At 72.6% G+C, this 25,320-nt stretch carries 7 protein-coding genes; all 7 read right to left on the bottom strand.

From position 1 onward, the window contains the following. Positions 1-32 precede the first annotated feature (32 nt). The 7 genes from ACIBKX_RS25455 to ACIBKX_RS25485 are packed head-to-tail and all read right to left on the bottom strand — an operon-like array spanning position 33 to position 25,229. Positions 33-1,235 carry a cytochrome P450 gene (locus ACIBKX_RS25455; protein WP_363273211.1) on the bottom strand — a complete coding sequence of 401 codons (1,203 nt, stop codon included), beginning with the start codon at positions 1,233-1,235 and terminating at the stop codon, positions 33-35. A gap of 11 nt (positions 1,236-1,246) precedes the next feature. Beyond that, complete coding sequence (locus ACIBKX_RS25460; protein WP_363273212.1) at positions 1,247-2,419, bottom strand: cytochrome P450; 1,173 nt, start codon at positions 2,417-2,419, stop codon at positions 1,247-1,249. 14 nt (positions 2,420-2,433) lie between these two features. Continuing rightward, positions 2,434-3,936, bottom strand: coding sequence for a tryptophan 7-halogenase (locus ACIBKX_RS25465; RefSeq protein ID WP_363273213.1), 1,503 nt, complete (start codon positions 3,934-3,936; stop codon positions 2,434-2,436). Positions 3,937-3,968: 32 nt separating this feature from the next. Further along, positions 3,969-5,267 (bottom strand): cation:proton antiporter, encoded by a 1,299-nt coding sequence (locus tag ACIBKX_RS25470; RefSeq protein WP_363273214.1) that lies wholly within the window; start codon positions 5,265-5,267, stop codon positions 3,969-3,971. A 10-nt stretch (positions 5,268-5,277) separates the two neighbouring features. After that, a complete protein-coding gene (locus ACIBKX_RS25475) occupies positions 5,278-5,493 on the bottom strand; it encodes an MbtH family protein (RefSeq protein ID WP_363273215.1) in 216 nt (71 codons plus the stop codon). 3 nt (positions 5,494-5,496) lie between these two features. Continuing rightward, positions 5,497-11,130: an amino acid adenylation domain-containing protein gene (locus ACIBKX_RS25480; RefSeq protein ID WP_363273216.1), complete on the bottom strand. Its 5,634-nt coding sequence runs from the start codon at positions 11,128-11,130 to the stop codon at positions 5,497-5,499. Between the two features lie 53 nt (positions 11,131-11,183). Next, positions 11,184-25,229, bottom strand: coding sequence for an amino acid adenylation domain-containing protein (locus tag ACIBKX_RS25485; protein ID WP_363273217.1), 14,046 nt, complete (start codon positions 25,227-25,229; stop codon positions 11,184-11,186). Positions 25,230-25,320 lie beyond the last annotated feature (91 nt).

A 25,320-nucleotide genomic window follows, 5' to 3' on the forward strand; every position in this document is an offset into this window, starting at 1 on the left:
CCTCCTTCACCGGATCACTTTCACGGGCCGCTTCACCAAGTCACCGGCAGGCGCTCCACGCCGTGGGCCAGCGCGTGGACGCGGAACGGCACGTCGGACTCGGGTACGGCGAGGCTCAGCGCGGGGAAGCGGCGCAGCAGGGCGGGGAAGGCCAGCCGGAGTTCCATCCGGGCCAGGGCCGCGCCCAGGCAGTGGTGGATGCCGTGCCCGAAGGCGACATGGGCCGACGGCTCACGCGTGATGTCGAAGCGGTCGGGCTCGTCCAGCAGCGCGGCGTCACGGTTCGCCAGCGGCAGCGAGCACAGCACGTGCTCCCCCGCCCTGACGAGCTGCCCGCCCACGGTGACGTCCTCCAGGGCGGTGCGCGGGGTCGGGGCGTGCGGCACCGAGAGGTAGCGCAGCAGTTCGTCGACCGCGCCGTCCACGGCTCCGGGATCATCCCGTACGGCGGCGAGCTGGCCTGGGTGCCCGAGCAGCAGCAGGGTGCCGAGGCCCAGCATGCCCGAGATGTTGTCGAGGCCCGCGAGCACCAACAGGACGCACACGCCCCGCAGTTCCTTGTCCGTGACCTCGCTGCCGTGCTCGCGGATCAGCATGCCGAGGAAGCCGTCGTCGGGCTGCGAGCGACGCCGTGCGACCATCCCTGCGATGTAACGGGAGAGCTGCTCCCCCGCCGTCGCCTTGCGCTGTCGCCGGCTGTCCGGTGCCAGGAAGGCGTGGCAGCGGCGCAGGAAGTCACCGCGGTCGTCCCTGGGGACGCCGATCAACTCGCAGAGGGCCGCGCCGGGGACGGGGGAAGCGAACGCCCCCACGAGATCGGCCGGTGGCCCCGTCCGCTCCATCACGTCCAGGTGCTCGGTGACGATGGCGTCGACGCGGGGTTCGAGCCGCCGCGTCCTGCGGAGGGTGAACTCCGGGGTGAGGATCTGGCGGAGGCGGGTGTGCTCGGGCGGGTCGTAGTCCATGAGCTGCCCGACCAGTTCATCGGGCCGAGCGCCCGTCGGCGTACCGGGTCCGAAGCGGCGGCGGGTGGAGAACCGCCGGTGGTCGCCGAGGACTTGGCGCACCTCGGCGTGGCCCGTGACGAGCCAGACGGGCACCCCGTCGGCCCCCGGCCCCACGTCGACGCGCGTGACGGCCTGCCCGGCGGTCAGGAGCCGCAGCTCGGCCGCCGGGTCGAAGCGTTCCCTGCGGGTGTGGACGGGTGCGAGGCCACTGGGTTTCCTGCCGGACATGTGACGGCCCCCTACCACTCGACCGGCAGCGTTTCGACGCCGTACGGCGCCTGCGGACGGAAGCGGATCTCGGCCGGCGGCACGGCGCAGCTCAGTGCGGGAAAGCGCCGCAGGACGGCGAGGTAGGCGCTCCTGAGTTCCATCCGGACCAGGGAGGCGCCGATGCAGTAGTGGATGCCGTGGCCGAGCCCGACGTGGGCGGTGGCCTCGCGGGTGATGTCGAGGGTGTCCGGCGGCGCGCCGGGCGGCCGGACGCGGTTGGCCGCGAAGAGCGAACAGGCCACCTGGTCCCCGGCCCTGATCACCTTGCCCGCGAGCGGCACGTCCTCGCGGGCGGTGCGCGGCGAGGCCGTGGGGATGATCGAGAGGTAGCGGGTGAGTTCCTCCACGGCCCGGTCGATCAGGTGCGGGCACTGCCGGAGCAGGGCGAGCTGGTCGGGGTGTTCGAGGAGCGCCAGGACGCCGAGGCCCAGCATGCTGGCCATGTTCTCGACGCCGGAGCCCATCACGAAGGCGGTGAGACCGACGAGTTCCTCGTCGTCGATGGTGTCGCCGTGCGCCCGCACCAGGCGGCCGAGGAGGTCATCGCCGGGCGCCCGGCGGTTGCGGGCGACGAGCTGTTCGACGTACGCGAGATAGGTGGCACCCGCGGTCATCTGGAGCCGGCGGCCCCGGAAGGCGGGCCTGCTGACCTTGAGCAGGCGTGCCAGCTCGGCCCGGTCGTCGCGCGGCACGCCGAACAGTTCGCACATGACGAGGCCGGGCACCGGCCAGGCCACGTGCCGCATGAAGTCGGCGGGGGTGCCCGCCTTCTCCAGTGAGTCGAGGCAGTCGGCGACGACGGATTCGACGGCGGGTTCCAGGCCGCGCATCCGCCGCACGGTGAACTCCGGGGTGAGCAGCAGCCGCAGCCGGGAGTGGTCGGGCGGGTCGTACTGGATGAGGTTGCCCGCCTGGACCGGTCGGCTGCCGCCCGCGGGCGGGGCCGTGCTGAACCGCTCCGCGTCGCCGAGGACCGCGCGCACCTCTTCGTGGCCCGTGACGAGCCAGCCCGTGGAGGTGACGGGCCCGTCGACGAGCTCGACCTCGGACAGCGGTGCCTGGGCGCCGAGTTCGCCGAGTTCGGGCAGCGGGTCGAGACGGTCACGGCGGTTGTGCATGGAGAGGTCTGACGGCCGCGCCATTCGCGGACCTCCTTCTACTCGCCCTCGACGGCGGCCGGTTGCCAGGACATGCCGTCGGCCGACGGCACCAGACCGCCGCTGAACAGCGGTGCCTCCGTCTCGGCGTCCTCGCCGAGCAGGGCGCGCATCTGGACCTGGCCGCCCTCCTGCATGACTTCGCGCACCACGGACGACTTGAACAGCGGCACCATGCTGCCGTCCTCGCTGCCGGCGAGTTCATCGACGGCGGCGGCGAACTCCGCGGAGTCGGACGTGAAGCGTTTGGCGAGGACGTCGGCGTCCGTCAGGACGCGCTCGCCGGAGGAGACGCCGCCGATCAGCTCGACGAACGACTGGAGTTCGGGCCGGTTGGTCCTGGTGACCTTCTTGGCCTGCCAGAAGTAGGAGTTCTCGTCGTGGTGCATCTCGTAGAAGGAGAGCAGGAATTCGTAGAACACGCCGTATTCGCGGCGGTAGCGCGCCTCGAACTCGCCGAGCGCACGCTCCTCGTCGACGGTCCCGGACAGCACGCTGTTGATGGAGCGCGCCGCCAGCAGCGCGCTGTAGGTCGCCAGGTGGACCCCGGAGGAGAAGACCGGGTCGACGAAGCACGCCGCGTCGCCGATCAGGACGAGGCCGGGCCGGGAGAACGTCGTCTGGTGGTACGAGTAGTCCTTGCGGACCCGCAGCCGACCGTACTGCCCCGTGGTGACCCGCTTGGCGTCGGCGAGGTACTCCCCGATCAGGGGGCACTCGTCGACGAGCGCCATCAGCGCCTTCTCCTGGTCGCCGCGGATCTTGTCGGCCATCTCACGGCGTACGACGGCGCCGACGCTGGTCAGGGTGGAGCTGAGCGGGATGTACCAGAACCAGCCGCTGGGGAACGCCACCGACAGGATGTTCCCGGAGTTCGGTTCCGGCAGCCGCTTGCCGCCCTCGAAGTAGCCGAACAGGGCGAGGCTGCGGAAGAACTCCGAGTACTCGCGCCTGCCGCCGACGTGCTGGTACACGCGGCTCTTGTTGCCCGACGCGTCCACGACGAAGGAGGCGAGCGCGCTGCGCTCCGCGCCGGTCTCGTCGGTGTACCGCACGCCCCGTACCCGTTCGTCGTCGGCGATGACGTCGAGGACCGCGCAGCCCTCACGCACCTCGGCGCCGACCTTGCGGGCGTGCTTGAGGAGGATGTCGTCGAACTTGGACCGCTCCACCTGGTAGGCGAACGACGTCGGTCCGCTCATCCTCGGGGAGACCGAGAAGGAGAACGTCCACGGGTCGGGGCTCGCCCCCCACCGGAACGTGCCGCCCCGCTTGCGCGGGAAGCCGGCCTTCGCGAGCTCGTCCGCCACACCGGTCAGCCGGCACACGCCGTGCACGGTGGACGGCAGCAGCGACTCCCCTATCTGGTGACGGGGAAAGAATTCCTTCTCCAGGACGAGCACCCGCCGCCCCTGCATGGCCACGAGAGCGGCCAGTGTCGATCCGGCGGGACCTCCGCCGACGACCACCACGTCGAATTCCTCGGAATTCGGCAAGGTCATCACTCCTCCCCTTTCCTCCCGGCCGGGAAATGTCAATTCTCCGGTCCGGAAGCCGTATTGCTCAATCGAGTCTGAATTCGCCCCGCCCGGGCGTCAAGCGTGTCCATACGGCGCCCGCGCGTGAGGAGTGACAGCAAGGGTCCCGTCATAAAAGTGGTGACCAATGCCATGAGAACGAGGACGGTGAAGAGCTGCGGGCCGATGATTTCGGCGTCCAACGCGACGTTCAGGACGATCAGTTCGGTCAGTCCGCGCGTATTCACCAGGGCGGCGACCACGGCGGACTGGTGGGGGTCCAGCCCGCTGATCCGTGACGCCGCGTACGCCGGTCCGAGCTTGCCCAGCGTCGCGACGGCGAGGATCAGCGCGAGCAGGGCGCCGCCGTTCCCGTCCAGCGAGCCGATGTTGAAGGAGAGGCCCGTCGTCACGAAGAACAGCGGGAGCAGCAGATCGGCGGTCTGTTCCATGGGGCGCAGCACGTCCGCGTCCGGTACGCCGTTCCTGCGGGGCATCGTGATGCCCGCGAGGAGTCCGCCGAACACGGGGTGCAGGCCGAGTTCGGCGGTCACCCAGGCGCTGCCCAGGGCGAGACCGAGCGCGAGGGTCAGCTGGTTGGACCGCAGGACCTGCGACCGGTCGAGCCAGCGGGTCAGGAGGGGCCGCACGAGCAGGAACATCGCGGCCGTGAACAGGGCGATCAGGAGCAGTGTGACGGGCCAGGACAGCCCGGTGGCGTGCCCGGTGCCGGTGAGCGCGGCGGCGAGGACCAGCCAGGCCACCACGTCCATCAGCCCGGCCGCGGTGGTCGCCACCGTGCCGGCGGGAGTGCCCGCGAGCCCTCGCTCACGGACGATCGCGGCCAGCACGGGCAGCGCCGTGACGGAGGTCGCCACCGCCATGAAGAGCACGAAGGCGCGCCCGTCCGCCTGGTGGGGCTGCACGGCGGAGAACGCCCCGTCGAACACCCCCGCCGCGCCCGCGCCGAGCCCCGCGGGGACCAGGAACGCGCACAGCGCCACCGCTGCCGTGGCTCTGCCGCCCTGCCGCAGCTGCCGTCCGTCGATCTCGTACCCCACCACGAACATGAAGATCACGATGGCGATCTGGGACAGCACGGTCAGGAACGGCAGGACCTCGTCCGGGAAGAGCCGCGCGGTGGGGTCACCGGGCAGCCGGCCGAGCAGTGTCGGACCGAGCGCGATACCCGCGACGATCTGCCCGATGACGACCGGCTGGCCGCATCGCCGGGCGGCGGCGCCGAGGAGCCGCGACACGATGACGATGACGGCCACGTCCCCGATCGCCACGGTCACCAGCGATTCGGTGTCCATGTTCAACGCCTCATTTCACCGAGTTCATCTCGGCGATGAGGCTCTTGGGGCGCATGTCCGTCCAGTTCTTCTCGATGAAGTCGAGGCATTCCTTGCGGGTGCCCTCGGGATGCGCGGTGGTCCAGCCCTCCGGAATCTCCGCGAAGGCGGGCCAGAGGGAGTGCTGGCCCTCGTCGTTGACAAGCACCAGGAAGGTGCCGTCCTCGTTGTCGAACGGATTGGTCATCGGTCATTCCTTTCCGGTTCCGGTGTTCGCTGCGGTGTTCGCTTCGGGATTCGCTTCGAGATTCGCTTCGGGGTTCTTTCCGGTCGTCGCTCCGCCGAGTTTCCCGGCGATCACGCGGGCGATCCGCGCCACGGGTTCGGGCCGGAGCATGTCGTGATGGCCGACGGGAATCTCGTGCGGTTCGATGACGCCCTCGATGTACGGCCGCCAGCTCGCCGCGGCGTCGGCAGCCGACTGCCGGGCGGACTGCTCGGCGGTCGCGACGAAGAGCAGCAGGTCTCCGGCGAAGGTGCGGGGCGTGTGGTCCGGGGCGAACCCCGACATGTTGCGCAGCACCGACTCCAGGTTCGACAGGGCCTGTTCACTCATCCCGGAGGATCGGTACAGCTCGGCCAGGGCACCCTGTTCCTGCCACAGCGCGGCGTATCCGTCGCTCTCCGCGCCCGGTCCGCCCGCCGCGTCCAGGTACCGCGACTTGGCGGCGCCGCTGCCGGGATAGGCGTCGAGCAGAGCCAGGAGCGCGACCTCCTCGCCGAGTTCCGCGAGGCGGGCGGCGACGGCCTGGGCGATCGTGCCGCCGATCGACCAGCCCAGGAGGTGGTAGGGGCCGGCGGGCTGGACGGTGCGGATCTCGTCCGCGTAGTCGGCGGCCATCTCCTCGATGCTGCCCGGCAGCGGCTCCGGCCGGGCGAGCCCGCGCGCCTGCACGCCGTAAACGGGCCTGTCCTGCGGGAGGTACGGGAGCAGCGCCGCATAACCCCAGCTCAGGCCCATGCCGGGGTGGACGCAGAAGAGGGGCGGGAGGGTGCCTTCCGGGCGCAGGGGCAGCAGGACGCCGTAATCGCCGCGGCTCCCGCCCATGCGGCGCTCCCTCTTCCGCTCGCGCCGCTCACGCTCACGGTCCCGCTCCGGCGTCTGTACGACGACGAGGCCCTCCCGGGTCCGCTTCGCGCGCTCCCCCGTGCGGACCATCTGCTCGCCGGGCGCACCGAACGGGCAGGCGACGAGCCGCTCGCCGGTGTTCGCCGGTGCCGCCCCCACCAGATACAGGTCGCCGGTGACGCCCACGGGAACCGGCCTCAGGTGCTCGTCGAGCACAAGGGCATTCTCGCGCCCCCGCTCGGTGAGCCGGCGGTGTTCGTCCGCGTCCAGCAGGATGTCGACCGCGCTCAGGCGCTGCCCCGGGTCGGCGGTCACCTGCTCGACGACGCGGACGAGACGGTGCGCGATCTCCTCGGCCGACCGCCGGTCGAACAGCTCGACGGCATACAGGAGTTGACCGTCGACACCGGCCGGCTCGCCGTCCGACGCGTACCGCTCGGTGAGGCTGAACCACAGGTCCTGCTCGGTGGCCGGGGGGCCCAGGTCGACGCGGGCCGTGCGCAGCCCGGGCAGCTCCCACGGGTCCCAGGGCTCGTCGACGGTGTCGTCGACCTCGAGGAGCACCTGGAACACGGGGTGCCGGGCCAGCGAGGCCGGCACGTCGAGGGCGTCCACGAGGCGCTCGAACGGCACGTCCCGGTGTGCGCGGGCCTCCTGGTTCGCGGCCCGCACCCGCCCGAGCAGCTCCTGGAACGTGGGGTCCCCGGATGCGTCCGTGCGCAGGGCGAGCGCCCCGGCGAACGGCCCGGCCAACGCCTCGAGCCCGGCCTCGTCCCGGCGTGGTACACGGGTGCCGACCGTGATGTCGCCGCCCGCGCCGAGCCGGGCGAGCAGCACGACGAGCGCGGCCTGGAGCACCATGAACGTCGTGGTGCCGTCGTCCTCGGTGAGATCGGCGATCCGGTCGTGCACGTCGGCGTCGAGCCGCAGCGGCACGGCACCGGCGCGACGGGACGCGACGGACGGCCGCGGCCGGTCCTTCGGCAGGTCGAGTTCCGCGTCGATGCCGGCGAGGGCGTCCTTCCAGTACGCGAGCTGATCGTTGACCAGGCTGTCGGGTTCCCGTTCCCCGTCGAGCAGCTTCCGCTCCCAGAGCGCGTAGTCGGCGAACTGCAGGGGCAGCGGGGCCCGTTCGGGGACCCTGCCCTCGCGGCGCGCGCCGTAGGCGGTGGCCAGATCACGGACGAGTACGTCCACGGAGGCCTCGTCGGCGACGATCCGGTGCACGACGAGCAGCAGCACATGCTCGGTGTCCGACAGCGCGAAGAGGGCCTGCCGCCACGGCGCCGCTCCCCCCAGGTCGAACTCCCGCCCGGCATGCTCGGCCAGAAGCCCCGGCAGCTCCGCCTCGGTGGCCGGCAGCACCGCCCGCGTGGGACGCGCGTCGGCCTCGCCGAGGACACGCTGCCGTACGGCTCCCCCGCGTCCCGCCTGTTCGAAGGCGGTCCGCAGGATCTCGTGCCGCGCGGCGACATCGCCGAGCGCGGCATACAGCGCCGCCTCGTCCAGCGCGCCGCCGAGCCGCAACGCCACCGGGATGCGGTCCGGCGCCGCCCCGTCGCCGATCCCGGACATCAGCCAGGTGCGGAACTGCCCTGCGGTGACCGGCACTTGGTCCCGCTGCCCGGCCGGTTCGAGGACCGGCCGCGCCTTGGTCGCAAGGAGCCGGGCGACACCCACCGGTGTCGGCGAGCCGAAGAACTGCCGGATGCCGAGCTCCGCCCGGAACTCCTCGCGGATCCGCCCCGCGAGCCGCATGGCGAGTCCGGAGTCGCCGCCGAGGTCGAAGAAGCTGTCGTCGGGCCCGACCCGCTCCAGCTCCAGTACTTCGGCGAAGAGCCGGCAGAGCGTCTCCTCGGCCGCCGTCTGCGGTTTGCGGTCCGAGACCCGCTCACTGAGGTCGGGCGCGGGCAGCGCCTTGCGGTCCACCTTCCCGTTCCGGGTGAGCGGCAGCGCGCCCAGGGCCAGCACGGCCGCCGGGACCATGTAGTCGGGCAGCGACCGGGCGACGTACGCGCGCACGGCTTCGGGGTCGATCCCGTCGGTCCCCTCGGGTACGACGTAACCGACGAGACGCCGCTCTCCGGGCCCGTCCCGGCGGGCGGCGACGACAGCTTGGGCGACGGCGGGATGCGCGGCGAGTGCGGCTTCGATCTCGCCCAGCTCGACGCGGAATCCCCGGACTTTGACCTGCCCGTCGGCGCGTCCGACGAAGTGCAGCTCGCCGTCGGGCGTTGCGCGGACGAGGTCGCCGGTGCGGTACATGCGCTCGCCGGGAGCGAAGGGGCTCGCCACGAAGCGCTCGGCGGTCAGGGCGGCGTGGTTCCAGTAGCTCTGGGCCAGGCTCGCGCCGGCCAGGTAGAGCTCGCCTGTGACGCCGGGCGGGACCGGCTGGAGGAAGGCGTCCAGGACGTGGGCCCGGCGGTTGGGCAGGGGGCGGCCGATCGGCAGGGCGGTGGGGACAGCGTCGCCCGTGCCCAGGAGGTGCCAGGTCGCGCAGAGGGTGGTTTCGGTGGGCCCGTACATGTGCCGGACGGCGACGTCCGGGCAGGCCGCGCGGACCCGGGCGACCGAGGCGGCCGGGACCACATCGCCGCCGGTCAGGACTTCACGTAACCCGGTAAAGCAATCCGCGGACTCCTCCGCCAGCACCCGGAACGAACCGGCCGTCACATGCACCGACGTCACACCGTCCTTGACGTGCTCGCGCACCTGCCGTGCATCGACGACACCGGGGTCGGCGATCACTGCGCGGCCTCCGGCGGCCAACGGCACCCACAGCTCGAAGAGCGAGACGTCGAAGGCGTGCGGGGCGTGCATCAGCACGGCGTCGTCCGGACCGACCTGCCAGCCCCGCTCCCCCACCAGCGCCGCCACACTCCCGTGCGACACCGCAACACCCTTGGGTACGCCGGTAGAGCCCGAGGTGTACATCACGTACGCCATATCACCGGCACCCACCGGCCGCACAGGATGATCCTCACCCCGCTCGGCCACGGCCGCCCGAACCTCGTCCACGACGACGACAGACGACACGACATGCGACACGTCGTCCGGCAGTACCCGCCGGGTCGACTCCGTGCACACCACGGCTCGCGGCCCCGCGTCCTCGACGACGTACGCGACCCGATCGACCGGCCAGCCCACGTCTACGGGCACGTAGGCAGCACCGGCCCGCCAGATACCCAGCAGCACCGCCACCAAGTCCGGCGACCTCTCCATCACCACCGCGACGCGATCACCGCGACCCACACCCGCATCGGCCAGGCACTGGGCCCAGCGACCCGACTCCGCCCACAACTCCCCGTACGAAACGGCCTGTTCGGAGTCGGCGACCGCCACCGCTCCCGGCGACGACACCACCCGCCCGGCGATCAGCTCCGGCACCACCGCACGCGGCAGCGGAGTCTTCGTCCCGCGAGCCGCCGTGGCCGCAGTGCCGCCGAGGGCGCGTCCCACCAGCTCTGCCGGATTCGCGCAGACCCGCTCCAGGATCCGTACGAGGGACTCAAGTGCCGCCTGGGCCATGGGGCGTTCGAACAGGTCCGGCCGGTATTCCAGCTTCAGGTGCGTGCGGTCGGCGGGGCCGACGACCAGGGTCAGCGGGTAGTGGGCCGCCTCGCGGGTGAATCCCGCCGGGAGCAGGGAGAGCCGGTCGCCGGTCGGAGGCGCCTCTGGCCGGACCGGGGGCTGCGGGAAGCTCTCGTACACCAGGAGGGTGTCGAATCCCGCTCCGGGGCCCGCGGCCTTCTGGATCTGGGGCAGTCCCAGGTGCTGGTGGGCCATCAGCGCCGCCTGGTGGTCCTGCAGCTCGCGCAGCATCTCCAGGAACGGTCGCGCGCCGTCGAGGCGGACCCGTACCGGCAGCGTGTTGATGAGCAGCCCCACCATCGATTCGACGCCCGGCAGTTCGGGCGGGCGGCCCGCGACCGTCGCGCCGAACACCACGTCCGTGCGCCCGGCGAGGCGGGCGAGGACCAGCGCCCAGGCGCCCTGTACGACCGTGTTCACCGTCAGGCCGTTGGCGCGGGCCAGCTCCGTCACGCGAGCGGTTGTCGTCTCGGGGAGCTCCGCGCTCACGTTCTCGGGGAAGACGGGGAGGCGGTCGGGGACGGCCGGTGCCACCAGCGTCGGTTCGTCCGTGCCGGCCAGCTCGGCGCGCCAGGCGTCCCGTGCGGCGTCCTTGTCCTGCCGGGACAGCCACTTCAGGTATGCGCCGTACGACGTCGTGCGGGCCAGCGTGGAGGTGTCGCCCCCGGCTTCGTAGATCGCCGAGAGCTCGCCGATCAGGATCGGCGCCGACCAGCCGTCCATCAGGATGTGGTGGCTCGTGACGACCAGGCGGTGCCGGTCGGGGGCCACGCGGATCAGGAGCAGCCGCAGCAGCGGCGCCACCGCCAGGTCGAACGGCTCCGCGCGCTCGCTCTCCGCCAGGCGCGCGAGGGCGGCGGGGCGGTCGGCCTCCGCCATCCCCGCGATGCTCTCCGTACGCCATGGCAGCACCACGTCCCGGGCGATGACCTGCACCATCTGCGCCCCGCTCACCTGCCGGAAGCAGGCGCGCAGCGCGGCGTGCCGGGCGATCAGGGCCTCCCACGACGCCCGCAGCCGGGCCGGGTCCACGGGGCCGTCGATGTCGAGCGCGGACTGCACGGTGTACACGTCCGGACCCTGGTCGTCGAAGGCGGCGTGGAAGAGCAGCCCTTCCTGCAGTGGCGACAGCGGCCACACGTCCTCGACTAGGGATCGGGTCATCGCTTCTCTCCTCAGAGCGAGTTGCGTCGAGCGGCTTCTGTGATGTCGTCCGGCTACGTCATGTCGTCCGCCAGGCCTGCTTCGAGTTCCTCGATCTGGCTCTGGGCAAGGCCGAGCAGCGGGAAGTCGGACGGGGTGTGCCCACCGGCGTCGGGGGCGGTGGTGTGGGCGGCGAGGCCGCCGAGCATGTCCAGCCAGATCCGGCCGAGACGTTCCGTCTCGGCGTCGTCGAGGATCTGGCCCGCCCAGCTGAGCGAGACAGTCAGCTCGGGCCCGTCAGCAGTGTCCACGATGGCCGCGCCCGCTTCCAGCGCGCGCATGGACGGTGTGCCCGGGTCCGCGGAGCCGCCGATGGCGGTCGCCCCTGCGGGCTGCCAGGCCGCGACCGGACGGTTTTCGGAGGTGTCGCCCGCCGTGAACCGGCCCAGGTAGTTGAAGCCGATCTGCGGCCTCGGCAGGGCGGCGAGCACCGGGCCCGTGTCCGGGTTGAGGTGGCGGAGCAGGCCGTGGCCGAGGCCGTCGCCGGGCACCGCGCGCACCTGTTCCTTGACGGCCTTCAGGAGTGCTCCGGCGGCCGGGCCGCCCGACGGCACTTCGGCCAGGTCCGTCGCGGCGACGTCGAGGCGGAGGGGGTAGGCGTTGGTGAACCAGCCGACCGTGCGCGAGAGTTCGGTTCCTTCGACCGGCTCGCGTCCGTGGCCCTCCATGTCGAGCAGCACCCCGGCCGTGTCGCCGCGCCACCGGGTGACGGCGCCCGCGAGCGTCGCGAGGAGCACCTCGTGCACACCGCAGTGGAACAGCGCCGGTGTGCGCCCGGCCAGCGTGGCGGCTTCCTCCTCCGGGACCCGCCAGTAGGCTCGGCGGGTCGTCGCCGCCGTGTCGACGGCAGGATCGAGCGCGCGCCGCCCCAGGAGGGGATCCGCCGCGCCGCCCAACACGGCTTTCCAGGCCTCGAGTTCGGCCAGGCGCCCCGGCTCGCTCGCCTGCCTCGCCAGCAGCGTCGCCCAGCGCCGGAACGACGTGCCCACGGGGTCGAGGACCGGTTCCTGTCCCGCCGCCGCTGCCTCGCAGGCCATGGCCAGGTCCGGTACCAGGATCCGCCAGGACATTCCGTCCACGGCGAGGTGATGGACCATCAGCACGAGCCGTCCGGCCCGCTCGGGCCCCGCGTCCACCCACACCGCGTGCAGCAGCGCGCCCGCCGCCGGGTCGAGGCGCTCCGACGCCTCGCGTGCCGCGTGTTCCGCGATGCCGTCGAGCGCGTCGTCCGCCGCGTCGGCGGCGTTCACCCGCGTCACCAGCGCCGCCGGGTCGACCGAGCCGCGCTCGCCGACCAGCAGCCGCGGCTCGTCGCCGCCGTCCGCCGGGTCGGCCACGCGGGCCCGCAGCATGTCGTGGGCGTCGAGCAACGCGCCGACTCCGGAGACCAGTACGTCGAGTTCCAGACCGGCCGGGGCGCCAACGACCGTCCACTGGGCGAACTTCGGGTGGCGGGCCGTGGCACCGAGTTCCCGCATGACCGGGGTCCAGGGGACCTCGCCGGTGCCGATGTCCTCGACGTCCGGCCGGCCGGTTCCGTCGGCGTGTTCCGCCACGGTCGCGAGGCGCTCGGGGCTCTTCTCCTCGAAGATCTGGCGCGGGGTCACGACGAGTCCGGCGCGGCGGGCGCGGGAGGCGAGCTGCATCGAGGAGATGGAGTCGCCGCCCAGCTCGAAGAAGCCGTCGTCCACGCCGACCCGTTCCAGGCCGAGCACCTCGGCGAACAGCTCGCACAGCACCGTCTCGGTCTCCGTGCGCGGCGCCCGTCCCGACGTCCGCGCCGCGAAGTCGGGGGCGGGCAGCGCACGGCGGTCCACCTTCCCGTTGGCGGTGAGCGGCAGCCGGCCGAGCGGCACGAAGGCCGCCGGGACCATGTGGTCGGGGAGGCGTGCGGCGGTGAACTCCTTCAGGTCGGCGAGCCGCGCCGCCTCCGGTGCGCGGGGGACGACGTACGCGACCAGCCTGCGCTCACCCGGCCCCCGGTCCTCGCGCGCCACGACCACCGCTTGGGCGACCTCGGGATGCGCGGCCACGACCGACTCGACCTCGCCCGGCTCGACACGGAATCCCCGCACCTTGACCTGCGCGTCCGCACGCCCCACGAAGACGAGTTCACCGTCGTCGGTCCGGCGCACCACGTCCCCGGTCCGGTACATCCGACCGCCTCGGCCGTACGGGCACGCGACGAACCGGCCGGCCGTCAGTCCCGGCCGAGCCCAGTACCCGCGGGCCACGCCGGGTCCCGCGACATACAGCTCGCCCGCCGTCCCGTGCGGCACCGGTTGCAGGAAGCCGTCGAGGACGTAGACGTCGACGTTGGCCATGGGGCGGCCGATCGGCACCACGTCACGGTCACCCTCACGGCCGTGGCCGCTGGATCCGCTCGGTGCCAGCGGCGCGCTCATCGCGGCACACACCGTCAGCTCGGTGGGTCCGTACGCGTTGACCATCCTGCGCCCCGCCGACCACCGGTCCACCAGCGCGGGCGGGCAGGCCTCGCCCGCCACCACCAACGTCCGCAGCCCGGCGGGCAGTTCCTCCGCCACGGCGAGCACGCTCGGCGGCACGGTGACATGGGTCGCCGCCCAGTCGCGTACGGCCTTGCCGAGCGGCACGTGCGGCGGCAGCCCCGCCGGTCCGGGCACCACGAGGGCGGCGCCCGACACGAAGGCCATGCACAGCTCGGACACCGAGGCGTCGAAGCTCGGCGAGGCGAACTGCAGCACGCGCGCGTCCGGCCCCACCGCGAACCGCTCGATCTGCGCCCGCGCCAGATTGGCGAGGCCCTCGTGGGTCACGACGACACCCTTCGGACTTCCGGTCGACCCCGAGGTGTAGATCATGTACGCGGCGTTCCCGGTGGTGGGCCGGGCGCCACGCCGCACGGGATCGGCCGGGCTCCCGGCGACGGCCTCGACGAACTCCGGGTCGTCGACGACGACCACGCGCCCGGAGAAGGCGTCGGGCACCAGCGCCCGCGTCTCGCGCGTGCACAGGACGACCGCCGGGTCCGCGTCGGCGAGGACGAACGCCACTCGCTCCGGCGGGTACCCCGGGTCGACCGGCACGAAGACCCCGCCCGCCATGGACACCGCGAGGACGCAGACCACCGTCGTCGCCGACGCCGGGGCCAGCACGGCGACCCGGCGCTCCGGCCGCACGCCTGCGGCGCCCAGCTGCCGGGCCCAGCGCTCCGCCTCCAGCGCGAGTTCTCCGTACGACAGTGCCCGCTCGCCGGAGAGCAGGGCGAGCGCGTCCGGTGACCGCTCGGCCTGCCGCCGGAACAGCTCCGGCAGCGTGGCCGGGGCGACCGGCTCCCGACTGCCGGCGCCCGCGCTCAGGACGCGCTCGCGGCGTACGCCGTCCAGGACGCCGACGCTCGCCACGGGCGCCGAGGGGTCCGCCGCCAGTTGCCCGAGGACGGCGGCGAGCGACGCCACCGTCTCCTCGGCCCAGGAGCGCGTGAACACGCCCGGCCGGAAGATGAACTCGCCGTGCATGCGCTCACCGGGCACGGCGATCAGCGTCAGCGGGTAGTGGCCGGTGTCCCGGGGTGTGCCTCCGGGGCGGATGGACAGGGTGTCGGGCGCGGGCTCCCGGAGGGCGGGGCGGGGGTAGTTCTCGTACACGACGAGCGTGTCGAAGTCCGCCCCGGGACCCGCAAGCCTGCGCACCTCGGGCAGCCCGATGTGCTGGTGCGCCATCAGCGCGACCTGCCGCTCCTGGAGCCCGGCCAGCATGTCCGCGACGGACTGCTCGGCCACCAGATCGACCCGCACGGGCAGGGTGTTGATGAAGAGGCCGACCATCGACTCGACACGCGGCAGCTCGGCGGGCCGCCCCGCCGCAGTCGCACCGAAGACCACGTCGGTACGCCCCACGAGCCGGGCCAGGACCAGCGCCCAGGCCCCTTGGACGACGGTGTTCACCGTGAGCCCCCGGCGGCGCGCCAACTCCACGATGCCCTGGGTGAGTTCCGCGGAGAACTCGAACGGCACCCGGTCCGGCACGGCCGGCGCGGCGCCCGCTTCCTCGGGTGCCGTCAGGGTCGGCTCGTCCGCTCCGGCGAACTCGGCCCGCCACGCGTCGCGCGCCGCCTCCTTGTCCTGCCGGGAGAGCCAGTCCAAGTACTCCCGGTACGACGTCGCGGCGGGCAGGGCGCGCCCGTCGCCGCCCGCCGTGTAGATCGCGGACACCTCGGCGATGAGCACCGGCAGCGACCAGCCGTCGGTGACGATGTGATGGTTGACGACGACCTGCGCGTGCCGGTTCGCACCGAGCCGGATCAGCAGCAGCCGGAGCAGCGGTGCGGCGGCCGGGTCTAGCCGCACTGCCCGCTCGCCTTCGACGATTCGCTCCATCTCCGCCACCGCGTCGGCTTCCGGTAGCCCCGACAAGTCGACCTCGTGCCAGGGAAGTTCGACCTCCCGCGCAATGACCTGCACGGCCTCGCCCGACGCACGCCGGTGAAAACTGGCGCGGAGAATGGGGTGCCGGACCAGGACCGCCTCCCACGAGGCCCGCAGCCTCGCGACATCGAGCGGCCCGTCCAGGTCGAGCACGCGCAGCCCTTCATAGAGATCGGGCCCCTGCTCGTCGAAGGCGGCGTGGAAGAGCAGCCCTGCCTGCAGCGGCGACAGTGGCCATACGTCGGTCAACTCGGGCACGGCGACTTCGAGTTCGTCGATCTCACCCTGCGCGAGGTCGAGGAGCGGGAAGTCGGAGGGGCTGTGTCCACCGGCGGCCGGATCGCCGCCGTGCGCGGACAGACCGGCGAGCAGCTCCAGCCACAGCCGCGCGAGCCGCTCGGCGTCGGCCTCGTCCACCACGCCGGACGCCCAGGTCAGCGTCACGGTCAGCTCGGACCCTTCCGCGGTGTCCTGGATGACGGCGCCCGCTTCCACCGCGTGCAGGGCGGGCATGCCGGGGTCGACGGAACCGCCGATGGCCTCGGCGCCGGCGGCCGGTTGCCAGGGAGTGGCGGTGGCGGGGCCGTCCGCGTGACTGCCGGCGGCGAAACGGCCCAGGTAGTTGAAGCCGATCTGCGGACTCGGCAAGGCCGCAAGCACGGGTGCAGTCTCGGGATTGAGGTGACGTAACAGGCCATGGCCAAGACCGTCACCGCCGGGAATCGCGCGCGCCTGCTCCTTGACCGCCTTCAGCAGCACACCGGCTGCCGGACCACCAGTGCGTACGTCATCGATGTCGACCCCCGTGACGTCCAGGCGGAGGGGGTGCGTGTTGGTGAACCAGCCCACGGTGCGCGACAGTTCGGCACCGTCGGCCGACTCACGCCCATGCCCCTCCACGTCGAGCAGTACGGATTCGGCACCGCGCCACTCCGTGACCGCACCGGCGAACGTCGCCAGGAGCACGTCGCGCACTCCGCAGTGGAAGAGGGCGGGCACTCGCCCGGCGAGCGTCGCGGCGAGGTGCGGGGGTACGGTCCACGATTGGCGGCGCATCGTCGCAGCGGTGTCTTGCGCAGGGTCCAGCTCCCGGCCGCCGAGGGGCGCTTGTGTGTCACCGAGCATGGCCGTCCACGCGTCCAGCTCACCCGACCGGTCCGGTCCGGCGGCCTGCGTGGCGAGTGATTCCGCCCAGCGCTTGAAGGATGTCCCCACGGGGTCGAGTTCCGGTGTCCGCCCGGACGCTGCCGCCTCGCACGCGGTGCGCAGGTCCGGGAGGAGGATGCGCCAGGAGAGTCCGTCGACCACCAAGTGGTGCACCACCAGGGCCAGTCGGCCCGGCCGCTCGGGACCGGCGTCCAGCCACACGGCCTGCAGCAGCGTTCCCGCCGCAGGGTCCAGGCGCCGCGTGGCGTCACGCGCGGCGTCGGCGGCGAGGGCGTCCAGCGAGTCGTCGGCGACTTCAGACCCGTCTACTCGGGTGACGAGGGACGCGGCAGCTTCTGCTGAACCTCGTTCCCCTACATGCCATGTGGGGCCGTCGTCGGTCACCGTCGCGCGTGCCCGCAGCATGTCGTGCGTGTCGAGCAGTGCGTCCACCCCGGCCGCCAGTACGTCGAGGCCGAGGCCCGCCGGTGCGACGACGGTCGTCCACTGCGCGAACCTGCCGCGCAGCGCCCGCTCTCCGAGTGCCCGCATCACGGGAGTCCACGGGACTTCGCCGACGCCCGCTTCCGGCGCTTCCGGCGCGGGCTGAGCCTCGCCCACCTGCTGGGCCACGGCGGCGAGCGCGGCGGGCGTCTCGTGCTCGAACACGTCCTGCGCCTTGAGCAGCAGATCGGCGCGGCGGGCCCGTGCGACCAGTTGCATCGACATGATGGAGTCGCCGCCGAGTTCGAAGAAGCTGTCGTCGGGGCCGATGCGCTCCAGGCCGAGCAGTTCGGCCATGAGCGTGCACAGGATCGCTTCGGCGGGTGTCCGGGGCGCCCGTCCGGTCGCTGCCTTGCCCGCGAAGTCCGGGGCGGGCAGAGCCTTGTGGTCGACCTTGCCGTTGCGGGTCAGAGGCAGGGCCTCCAGGGGCAGCACGGCTGACGGAACCATGTAGTCGGGCAGTGACTTGGCGACGTACTCACGGATGGCATCAGGGTCGAGCGCGTCAAGGTCGAGCGCGTCAGGGGCCATCGCGTCCGGGTCTGTCGCGTCGCGCCCCTCTGGTACGACGTAACCGACGAGGCGGCGTTCGCCCTGACCGTCCTCACGCGCCAGTACGACGGCCTGCGCGACGGCGGGGTGCGCGGCCAGCGCGGCTTCGATCTCGCCCAGTTCGACGCGGTAGCCGCGCACCTTGACCTGGTTGTCGACGCGGCCCGCGAAGAGCAGCTCGCCGTCCTCGGTCCAGCGGGCCAGGTCGCCGGTGCGGTACATGCGCCCGCCGGGAGCGAAGGGGCTCGCCACGAAGCGCTCGGCGGTCAGCGCGGCGCGGTCCCAGTAGCCGTGCGCGAGGCTGGCGCCTGCTATGTACAGCTCGCCCGTCACGCCGGGCGGGACCGGCTGGAGGAAGGCGTCCAGGATGTACGTCTGACGGTCGGACAGGGGGCGGCCGATCGGCAGCACATTGCGGGTCGGGGCCCCAGGGTGCAGTACGTGCCAGGTCGCGCAGAGGGTCACCTCGGTCGGCCCGTACATGTGCCGGACGGCGACGTCCGGGCAGGCCTCGCGGACGCGGGCCACCGAAGCGGCCGGAACCACGTCCCCGCCGGTCAGCACCTCACGTAACCCGGTAAAGCAGTTCGCAGACTCCTCCGCCAGCGCACGGAACTGTCCGGCCGTGGCATGGACGGCCGTCACCCCGCGCTTCACGTGCTCGCGCAACTGCTCGGCGTCCATGGTTCCGGGCTCGGCGACCACGACGCGGCCACCGGCCGCGAGCGGCACCCACAGCTCGAAGAGCGATACGTCGAAGGCGTGCGGGGCATGCATCAGCACCGCGTCGTCCGCGCCGACGGCCCAGCCCCGCTCCCCCACCAGCGCCGCCACACTCCCGTGCGACACCGCAACACCCTTCGGCACCCCCGTAGAACCCGAGGTGTACATCACGTACGCCACATCACTCGGACGCACCGGCAGGGACGAGCCGCCGGCAGTGGTCGTCGTCTCCAGGGAATCCGCTGTCACGACTCGTGCCGTCACGACTCGTGCCGTCACGCCGTCCGGCACCACGTGCCGGGTCGCCTCCGTGCACACCACCGCTCGCGGCGCCGAGTCCTCGAGCACGAACGCGACTCGCTCCGCCGGCCAGCCCACGTCTACGGGCACGTAGGCAGCACCGGCCCGCCAGATACCCAGCAGCACCGCCACCAAGTCCGGCGACCTCTCCATCACCACCGCGACGCGATCACCGCGACCCACACCCGCATCGGCCAGGCACCGGGCCCAGCGACCCGACTCCGCCCACAACTCCCCGTACGAAACGGCCTGTTCGGATACGACAGCCACTGCCCCCGGCGCCGATTCGGCCCGCCCGGCGATCAGCTCCGGGACAAGGCCGCGCTCAGCCGCTCCCTCGCCCGCACCCCACTCCTCCACCACGGACGCGCGCTCCGGCTCCGTCAGGACGTCCACGTGCGCCACCAGCGCCGCCGGGCGAGCCACCACTTGTTCCAGGACTCGGACGACCTGGCGTGCGATGCGCTGCGCGCTTGCCCGGTCGAAGAGGTCGGGGCGATAGGTCACGAGGATGCGGAGGCGGTCGGCGGGGACGGCGCCGATGGCCACGGGGTAGTGCGTCCCGGCCAGGGTGCTCAGCTGGGTGATCGTGACCTCCTCCGCGCCGGCTGATCCGGGGAGGGTGGCGGCGTTCCGCGGGTAGTTCTCGAACATCAGCATGGTGTCGAACACCGCCCCGGGGCCCGCGAGTTGCTGGATCTCCGACAGGCCCAGGTGCTGGTGGGCGATGAGGGCGGACTGGTGCTCCTGGAGGTCGGTGAGCACGTCCAGGAGGGGCCGCTCGCCGTCGAGGCGCACGCGGACGGGCAGTGTGTTGATGAAGAGCCCGATCATGGACTCCGCGTCGGCCAGCTCCGGGGGCCGTCCGGCGACGGTGCCGCCGAACACCACGTCGGTGCGTCCGGCCAGGCGGGCGAGGACCAGCGCCCAGGCGCCCTGGACGACCGTGTTGACGGTCAGGCCGTGGGCGCGGGCCGTCTCCGTCAGCGCCTCGGTGTGCGCGAGGGAGAGCTCCGCCGTGCTCACCTCGGGGACGACCGGCGGCCTGCCCGGATCCACCGGGGCCACGAGTGTCGGCTCGTCCGCGCCGGTCAGCTCGGCCTGCCAGGCGGTGCGTGCGGCGTCCTTGTCCTGGAGTTCCAGCCAGGAGAGGTAGTCCCGGTAGGAGGAGGCCGTCGGCTTCAGTGCTGCCGGGTTGCCTGCCCCTGCCGAGTCGCCCGCCCCTGCCACCTCGTCCGCCCCTGCCGCGTACACGGCGGACAGTTCGTTCAGCAGGACCGGCATCGACCAGCCGTCCACCAGAATGTGGTGGCTCGTGACGGCGAGCCGGTGCCGGTGCTCGCCGAAGCGGATGAGCAGCAGACGCAGCAGCGGCGCTGCTGTCAGGTCGAAGCGTCGCGCCATCTCGCTCTCGGCCAGGCGCTCCGCCTCGGCCTGCGCTTCGCTCTCCGGCAGGCCCGACACATCGGCTTCGCGCCAGGGCAGTCGTACCTCCCCGGCGATGACCTGGACGGCTTCGCCCGACGCGGGCCGGTGGAAGCTCGCACGCAGCGCCGCGTGCCGGGCGAACAGCGCCTCCCATGACGCCCGCAGCCGACGGACGTCGAGCGGTCCGTCGAGAGCCATCAGCCGCTGGCTCTGGTAGACGTCCGGCCCCGCGTCGTCGTACGTGGCGTGGAAAAGCATCCCTTCTTGGAGCGGGGAGAGCGGCCACGCGTCGGTCAACCCGGGGACTGCCGCCTCCAGTTCGGTCACGTTCTGCTGGGTGACGGAGCGGGCGAGGAGCGGGAAGTCGGAGGGGGTGTGCCCACCGGCGGTGGGGTCGGCGGTGTGCGCGGCCAGCCCGTTCAGCATGGCCTCCCAGGCCTGGCCGAGCTCCGCCGCCTCCGCGGCGTCCAGGAGTGCGGCGGGCCAGCTCAGGGTGACGGTCAGCTCCGGCCCCTCGGGCATGTCCTGTACGGCGGCGCTCGCCTCCAGGATGTGCTGGGCCGACGTCTCGGGGTCGATCGAGCCGCCGATGGCCTCGCTCCCGGCGGGCTGCCAGGGGGCGACGGGGCCCGTCTGCCCTCCGGAGGCGAATCGGCCGAGGTAGTTGAAGCCGATCTGCGGGCCCGGCGGCGCCTCCAGAGCCGTGGCGGCGGCCCGATTGAGGTGACGCAACAAGCCGTATCCCAGACCGTCGGCCCCCGGCACGGTTCGCGCCTGTTCCTTGACCGCCTTCAGCAGCGCACCGGCCGCCGGACCACCCTTGCGCGCATCCGTCACGTCGATTCCGGCGACGTCCAGCCGGACCGGGTGGACGCTGGTGAACCAGCCCACCGTGCGCGACAGATCCACGCCTCCCTCGGCTGCCGCGCGGCCGTGTCCCTCGACGTCGACGAGCAGCTGGGTGGCGTTCCGTCGCTGGGCCACCGCACCCGCCAGGGATGCCAGCAGCACCTCGTGCACTCCGCAACGGAAGACCGCCGGCGTCCGGCCGACCAGCGTGGCGGCGTGCTGCGCGGGGAGCGTCCAGGAGCGGCGCCGCATGGTCCCGGCCGTGTCCCTGGCCGGGTCCAACTCCCGCCCGATGAAGGGGAGATCGGCGTCGCGGAGCAGTTCCGTCCAGGCGTGCAGTTCGCCGAGGCGCCGCTCTCCTTCCGCCTGCTCGGTGAGGTGGTGCGACCAGCGGCGGAACGACGTCCCCACGGGGTCCAGTTCCGGCTGCCGCCCCGCCGCGACGGCCTCACAGGCAGCCCGCAGATCCGGGACCAGAATCCGCCACGAGACGCCGTCCACCACCAAGTGATGGACCACGAACACCAGCCGGCCGACCTTGGCGGGCCCCGCGTCCACCCACACCACCTGAACCATCACACCCGCGAGAGGGTCGAGCCGCTCCACTGCCTCCCGCGCCGCCTCGTCCGCGATACGGTCCAGTGCCTCATCCGCGTTGCCGTCATCCAGCGGCTCAACCGGGATGCCGTCAAGGGGCTCGTCGGCCGCGCGCGACGCGTTCACCCGCGTCACCAGCCCGTCCGCGGCCACCGAACCCCGTTGCCCCACCGCCAACTTGGGCTCCGCACCACCGGGCAGGACGCGCGCCCGCAGCATGTCGTGGGTGTCGATCACCGCGGCCACACCGGCCACCAGCGCGTCATGGCCGAGCCCGGCCGGAGCGCCGACGATCGTCCACTGCGCGAAGCTCCCCCGCGCCGCCCGCTCCCCAAGTTCCCGCATCACCGGCGTCCAGGGCAGCTCGCCCACGCCGGTGTCCCTTGCGGTGTCGGGGCCGTGCGCGCCGTCGCCGACCGGGGTCGCGGCGAGGGCGAGACGCTCCGGGGTCTTCTCGTCGAACACCTGGCGGGGCGTCACGACGAGGCCCGCGCGACGGGCCCGTGCGACGAGTTGCATCGACATGATGGAGTCGCCGCCGAGCTCGAAGAAGCTGTCCCCGACGCCCACCCGTTCCAGGCCGAGTACATCGGCGAACAGCCCGCACAGCGTCGCCTCCGCCGCCGTGCGCGGCGCGCGCTCGGTGACCTTCCCCGCGAAGTCCGGGGCGGGCAGGGCCTTGTGGTCGACCTTGCCGTTGCGGGTCACGGGCAGCGCGTCAAGGACGATGACGGCTGCGGGGACCATGTAGTCGGGGAGGTACTTCGCCACGTGGTCGAGCAGGGCGTCGGAGTCCGTTCCCTCCGGCTCCTCTCCCTCCGGCGCCTCTCCCTCCGGCTCCTCGGGTACGACGTAGCCGACGAGACGGCGCTCTCCGGGACCGTCCTGGCGGGCGATCACGACGGCCTGCGCCACGGCGGGGTGGGCCGCGAGGGCGGCTTCGATCTCGCCCAGCTCGACGCGGAAGCCGCGTACCTTCACCTGGCTGTCGGCGCGTTCGACGAAGAGAAGCTCGCCGGAGTCGGTCCACCGGACGAGGTCACCGGTCCGGTACATCCGCCCGCCCGGCACGAACGGGCAGGCGACGAACCGCTCCCCCGTCAGCTCCGATCGGCCCCAGTACCCCTGCGCGAGCCCCTCTCCCGCCACATACAGCTCTCCCGTCACACCGGAAGGCACGGGCTGCAGGAAAGCGTCCAGGACGAACACCCGCCGGTTGCCCAGGGGGCGCCCGATGGGCAGCACCGATCCCACGGCGTCACCGGGACCCCAGACCCGCCAGGTCGCGCAGAGCGTGACTTCGGTCGGCCCGTACAGATGCCGTACGACCACGTCGGGGCAGGCCGCACGCACCCGTGCCACGGCCCCGACCGGCACCACGTCACCGCCGGTCAGCACCTCACGCAACCCGGAGAAGCAGTCCGGCGCCTCGCCGGCAAGGACGCGGAAGGCACCGGCCGTGAGATGGACCGAGGTCACGCCGTTCTTCACGTGCGCGCGCACCTGCCGGGCGTCCACGGCGCCCGGTTCCGCGACGACCACCCGGCCGCCGGACGCCAGCGGCACCCACACCTCGAAGAGCGAGACGTCGAAGGCGTGCGGGGCATGCATCAGCACCGCGTCATCCGGACCGACGCCCCAGCCCTGCTCCCCCACCAGCGCCGCCACACTCCCGTGCGACACCGCGACGCCCTTGGGTACACCGGTCGAGCCGGACGTGTACATCACGTACGCCACATCGCCGTCGCCCACCGGCACGGAGACTTCGCGGCTGTCGGCGGAAGCCAGCGCCGCCCGCGCCTCGGGCGTATCCAGGACGACGACATGCGACGAACCGTCGGGCACGGTGCGCCGTGTCCCCTGCGTGCACACCACGGCCACCGGAGCCGCGTCCTTCAGCACGAACGCGACGCGGTCGACCGGCGATCCGGCATCGACGGGCACATACGCGGCACCCGCCCGCCAGATGCCCAGCAAGAGCGCGAGCAGCTCCGGCGACCGCTCCAAGACGACCGCTACACGGTCACCCCGCCCGACACCCACGTCGGCCAGATACCGGGCCCAGCGCCCGGATTCCGCCCACAACTCCCCGTACGAAAGAGCCTGTTCGGCGGCGAGGACCGCCACAGCCTCCGGCGCCGACTCGGCCCTCCCCGCGATCAGCTCCGGGACGAGTCCGCCCGGCGCCTCGCCCACCGTGCCGCCCCAGCCCTCGATCACCAGGCCGTGCTCCGGGGCGGCGAGCACACCGACGCGGCCCACCGGCGCCGACGGATGCGCGACGAACTGCTCGAGGACCCGCACCAGCCACCCGGACACGGACTCCGCCGTCTCGCGGTCGAAGAGGTCCGGACGGTAGTCGAGCTTGAAGAGCATCCGTTCCCCGACCGGGGCAGCCACCAGCGTGAAGGGGTAGTGGGCGGTCTCCTGCCCAGGCGCGAGGCTCATGGCGAAGGAGTCCGGGGACGGCGGCTCGGCAGGAGGGCTCGGGTAGTTCTCGTACACGACGAGCGTGTCGAACACCGCGCCGCCGGAATCCGCGAGGCCCTGCACCTCGGGCAGCCCGAGATGTTGATGGGCCATCAGCGAGGACTGCCGCTCCTGGAGCGCGGCCAGCATCCGGGCCACGGGCTGCCCGGCGTCGAGCCGGACGCGTACCGGAAGGGTGTTGATGAACAGACCGACCATCGACTCGACGCCCGGCAGTTCCGTGGGCCGCCCGGCGACGGTGGCACCGAACACCACGTCGGTGCGCCCGGCGAGGCGGGCGAGCACCATCGCCCAGGCGCCCTGCACCACCGTGTTCAGGGTCAGCCCGTGGCCACGGGCGAACCGCACGAGGTCGCGGGTCAGTTCCTCGGGGACTTCGCTGACCAGGCTCTCCGGCGGGCTTGGCGTGCGGCCGGAGTCCGCGGGTGCGACCAGGGTCGGCTCGTCGGCCCCGGCAAGCTCCGCACGCCAGGCGGCCCGCGCCGCCTCCTTGTCCTGCCGGCCCAGCCAGGCCAGGTACTCCCGGTGAGAGGTGACGGGTTCGAGTACGGAGGTGTCGCCGCCGGCCGCGTACACGGCGGACAGTTCATTGAGCAGGACCGGCATGGACCAGCCGTCCATCAGGACGTGGTGGCTGGTGACGACGAGGCGGTGCCGTTCCTCACCGAGGCGGATCAGCAGGAGGCGCAGCAGCGGGGCCGCGGCCAGGTCGAACCGCTCGTCGCGCTCACGCCCTGCCAGCCGCTCCGCCTCGGCCGACGCGTCCACTGCCGCGAGCCCGGAGAGATCGGCCTCGCGCCAGGGCAGCGCCACCTCCCGCGCGATGACCTGCACGGCCTCACCGGACTTGCGCCGCCGAAAACTCGCCCGCAGCGCGGCATGCCGGGCGAGCAGCCCCTCCCATGAGGTCCGCAGCCGGTCGGCGTCGAGGGGTCCTGTCAGGTCGAGCAGCCGCTGCCCCTGGTAGACGTCGGGACCCTCGTCGTCGAAGGCGGCGTGGAAGAGCAGGCCTTCCTGCAGCGGCGACAGGGGCCACACGTCCTCGACTGGGGAACGGGTCATCGGTTCTCTCCTCGGGCGGGGAGGGGTGGGTGGGGTGGTTGCGGATGGGGGGTGATCGATTTATCGACTTGTGAGTTGGCCGCGAGATCAC

The sequence above is a fragment of the Streptomyces sp. NPDC050658 genome, from assembly GCF_044457025.1.
GTDB lineage: Bacteria > Actinomycetota > Actinomycetes > Streptomycetales > Streptomycetaceae > Streptomyces.

Excerpts from the sequence above, each read along its gene's own strand:
- ACIBKX_RS25455 (WP_363273211.1), bottom strand. The coding sequence starts at position 1,235 with ATGTCCGGCAGGAAACCCAGTGGCCTCGCACCCGTCCACACCCGCAGG.
- ACIBKX_RS25460 (WP_363273212.1), bottom strand. The coding sequence starts at position 2,419 with ATGGCGCGGCCGTCAGACCTCTCCATGCACAACCGCCGTGACCGTCTC.
- ACIBKX_RS25465 (WP_363273213.1), bottom strand. The coding sequence starts at position 3,936 with ATGACCTTGCCGAATTCCGAGGAATTCGACGTGGTGGTCGTCGGCGGA.
- ACIBKX_RS25470 (WP_363273214.1), bottom strand. The coding sequence starts at position 5,267 with ATGGACACCGAATCGCTGGTGACCGTGGCGATCGGGGACGTGGCCGTC.
- ACIBKX_RS25475 (WP_363273215.1), bottom strand. The coding sequence starts at position 5,493 with ATGACCAATCCGTTCGACAACGAGGACGGCACCTTCCTGGTGCTTGTC.
- ACIBKX_RS25480 (WP_363273216.1), bottom strand. The coding sequence starts at position 11,130 with ATGACCCGATCCCTAGTCGAGGACGTGTGGCCGCTGTCGCCACTGCAG.
- ACIBKX_RS25485 (WP_363273217.1), bottom strand. The coding sequence starts at position 25,229 with ATGACCCGTTCCCCAGTCGAGGACGTGTGGCCCCTGTCGCCGCTGCAG.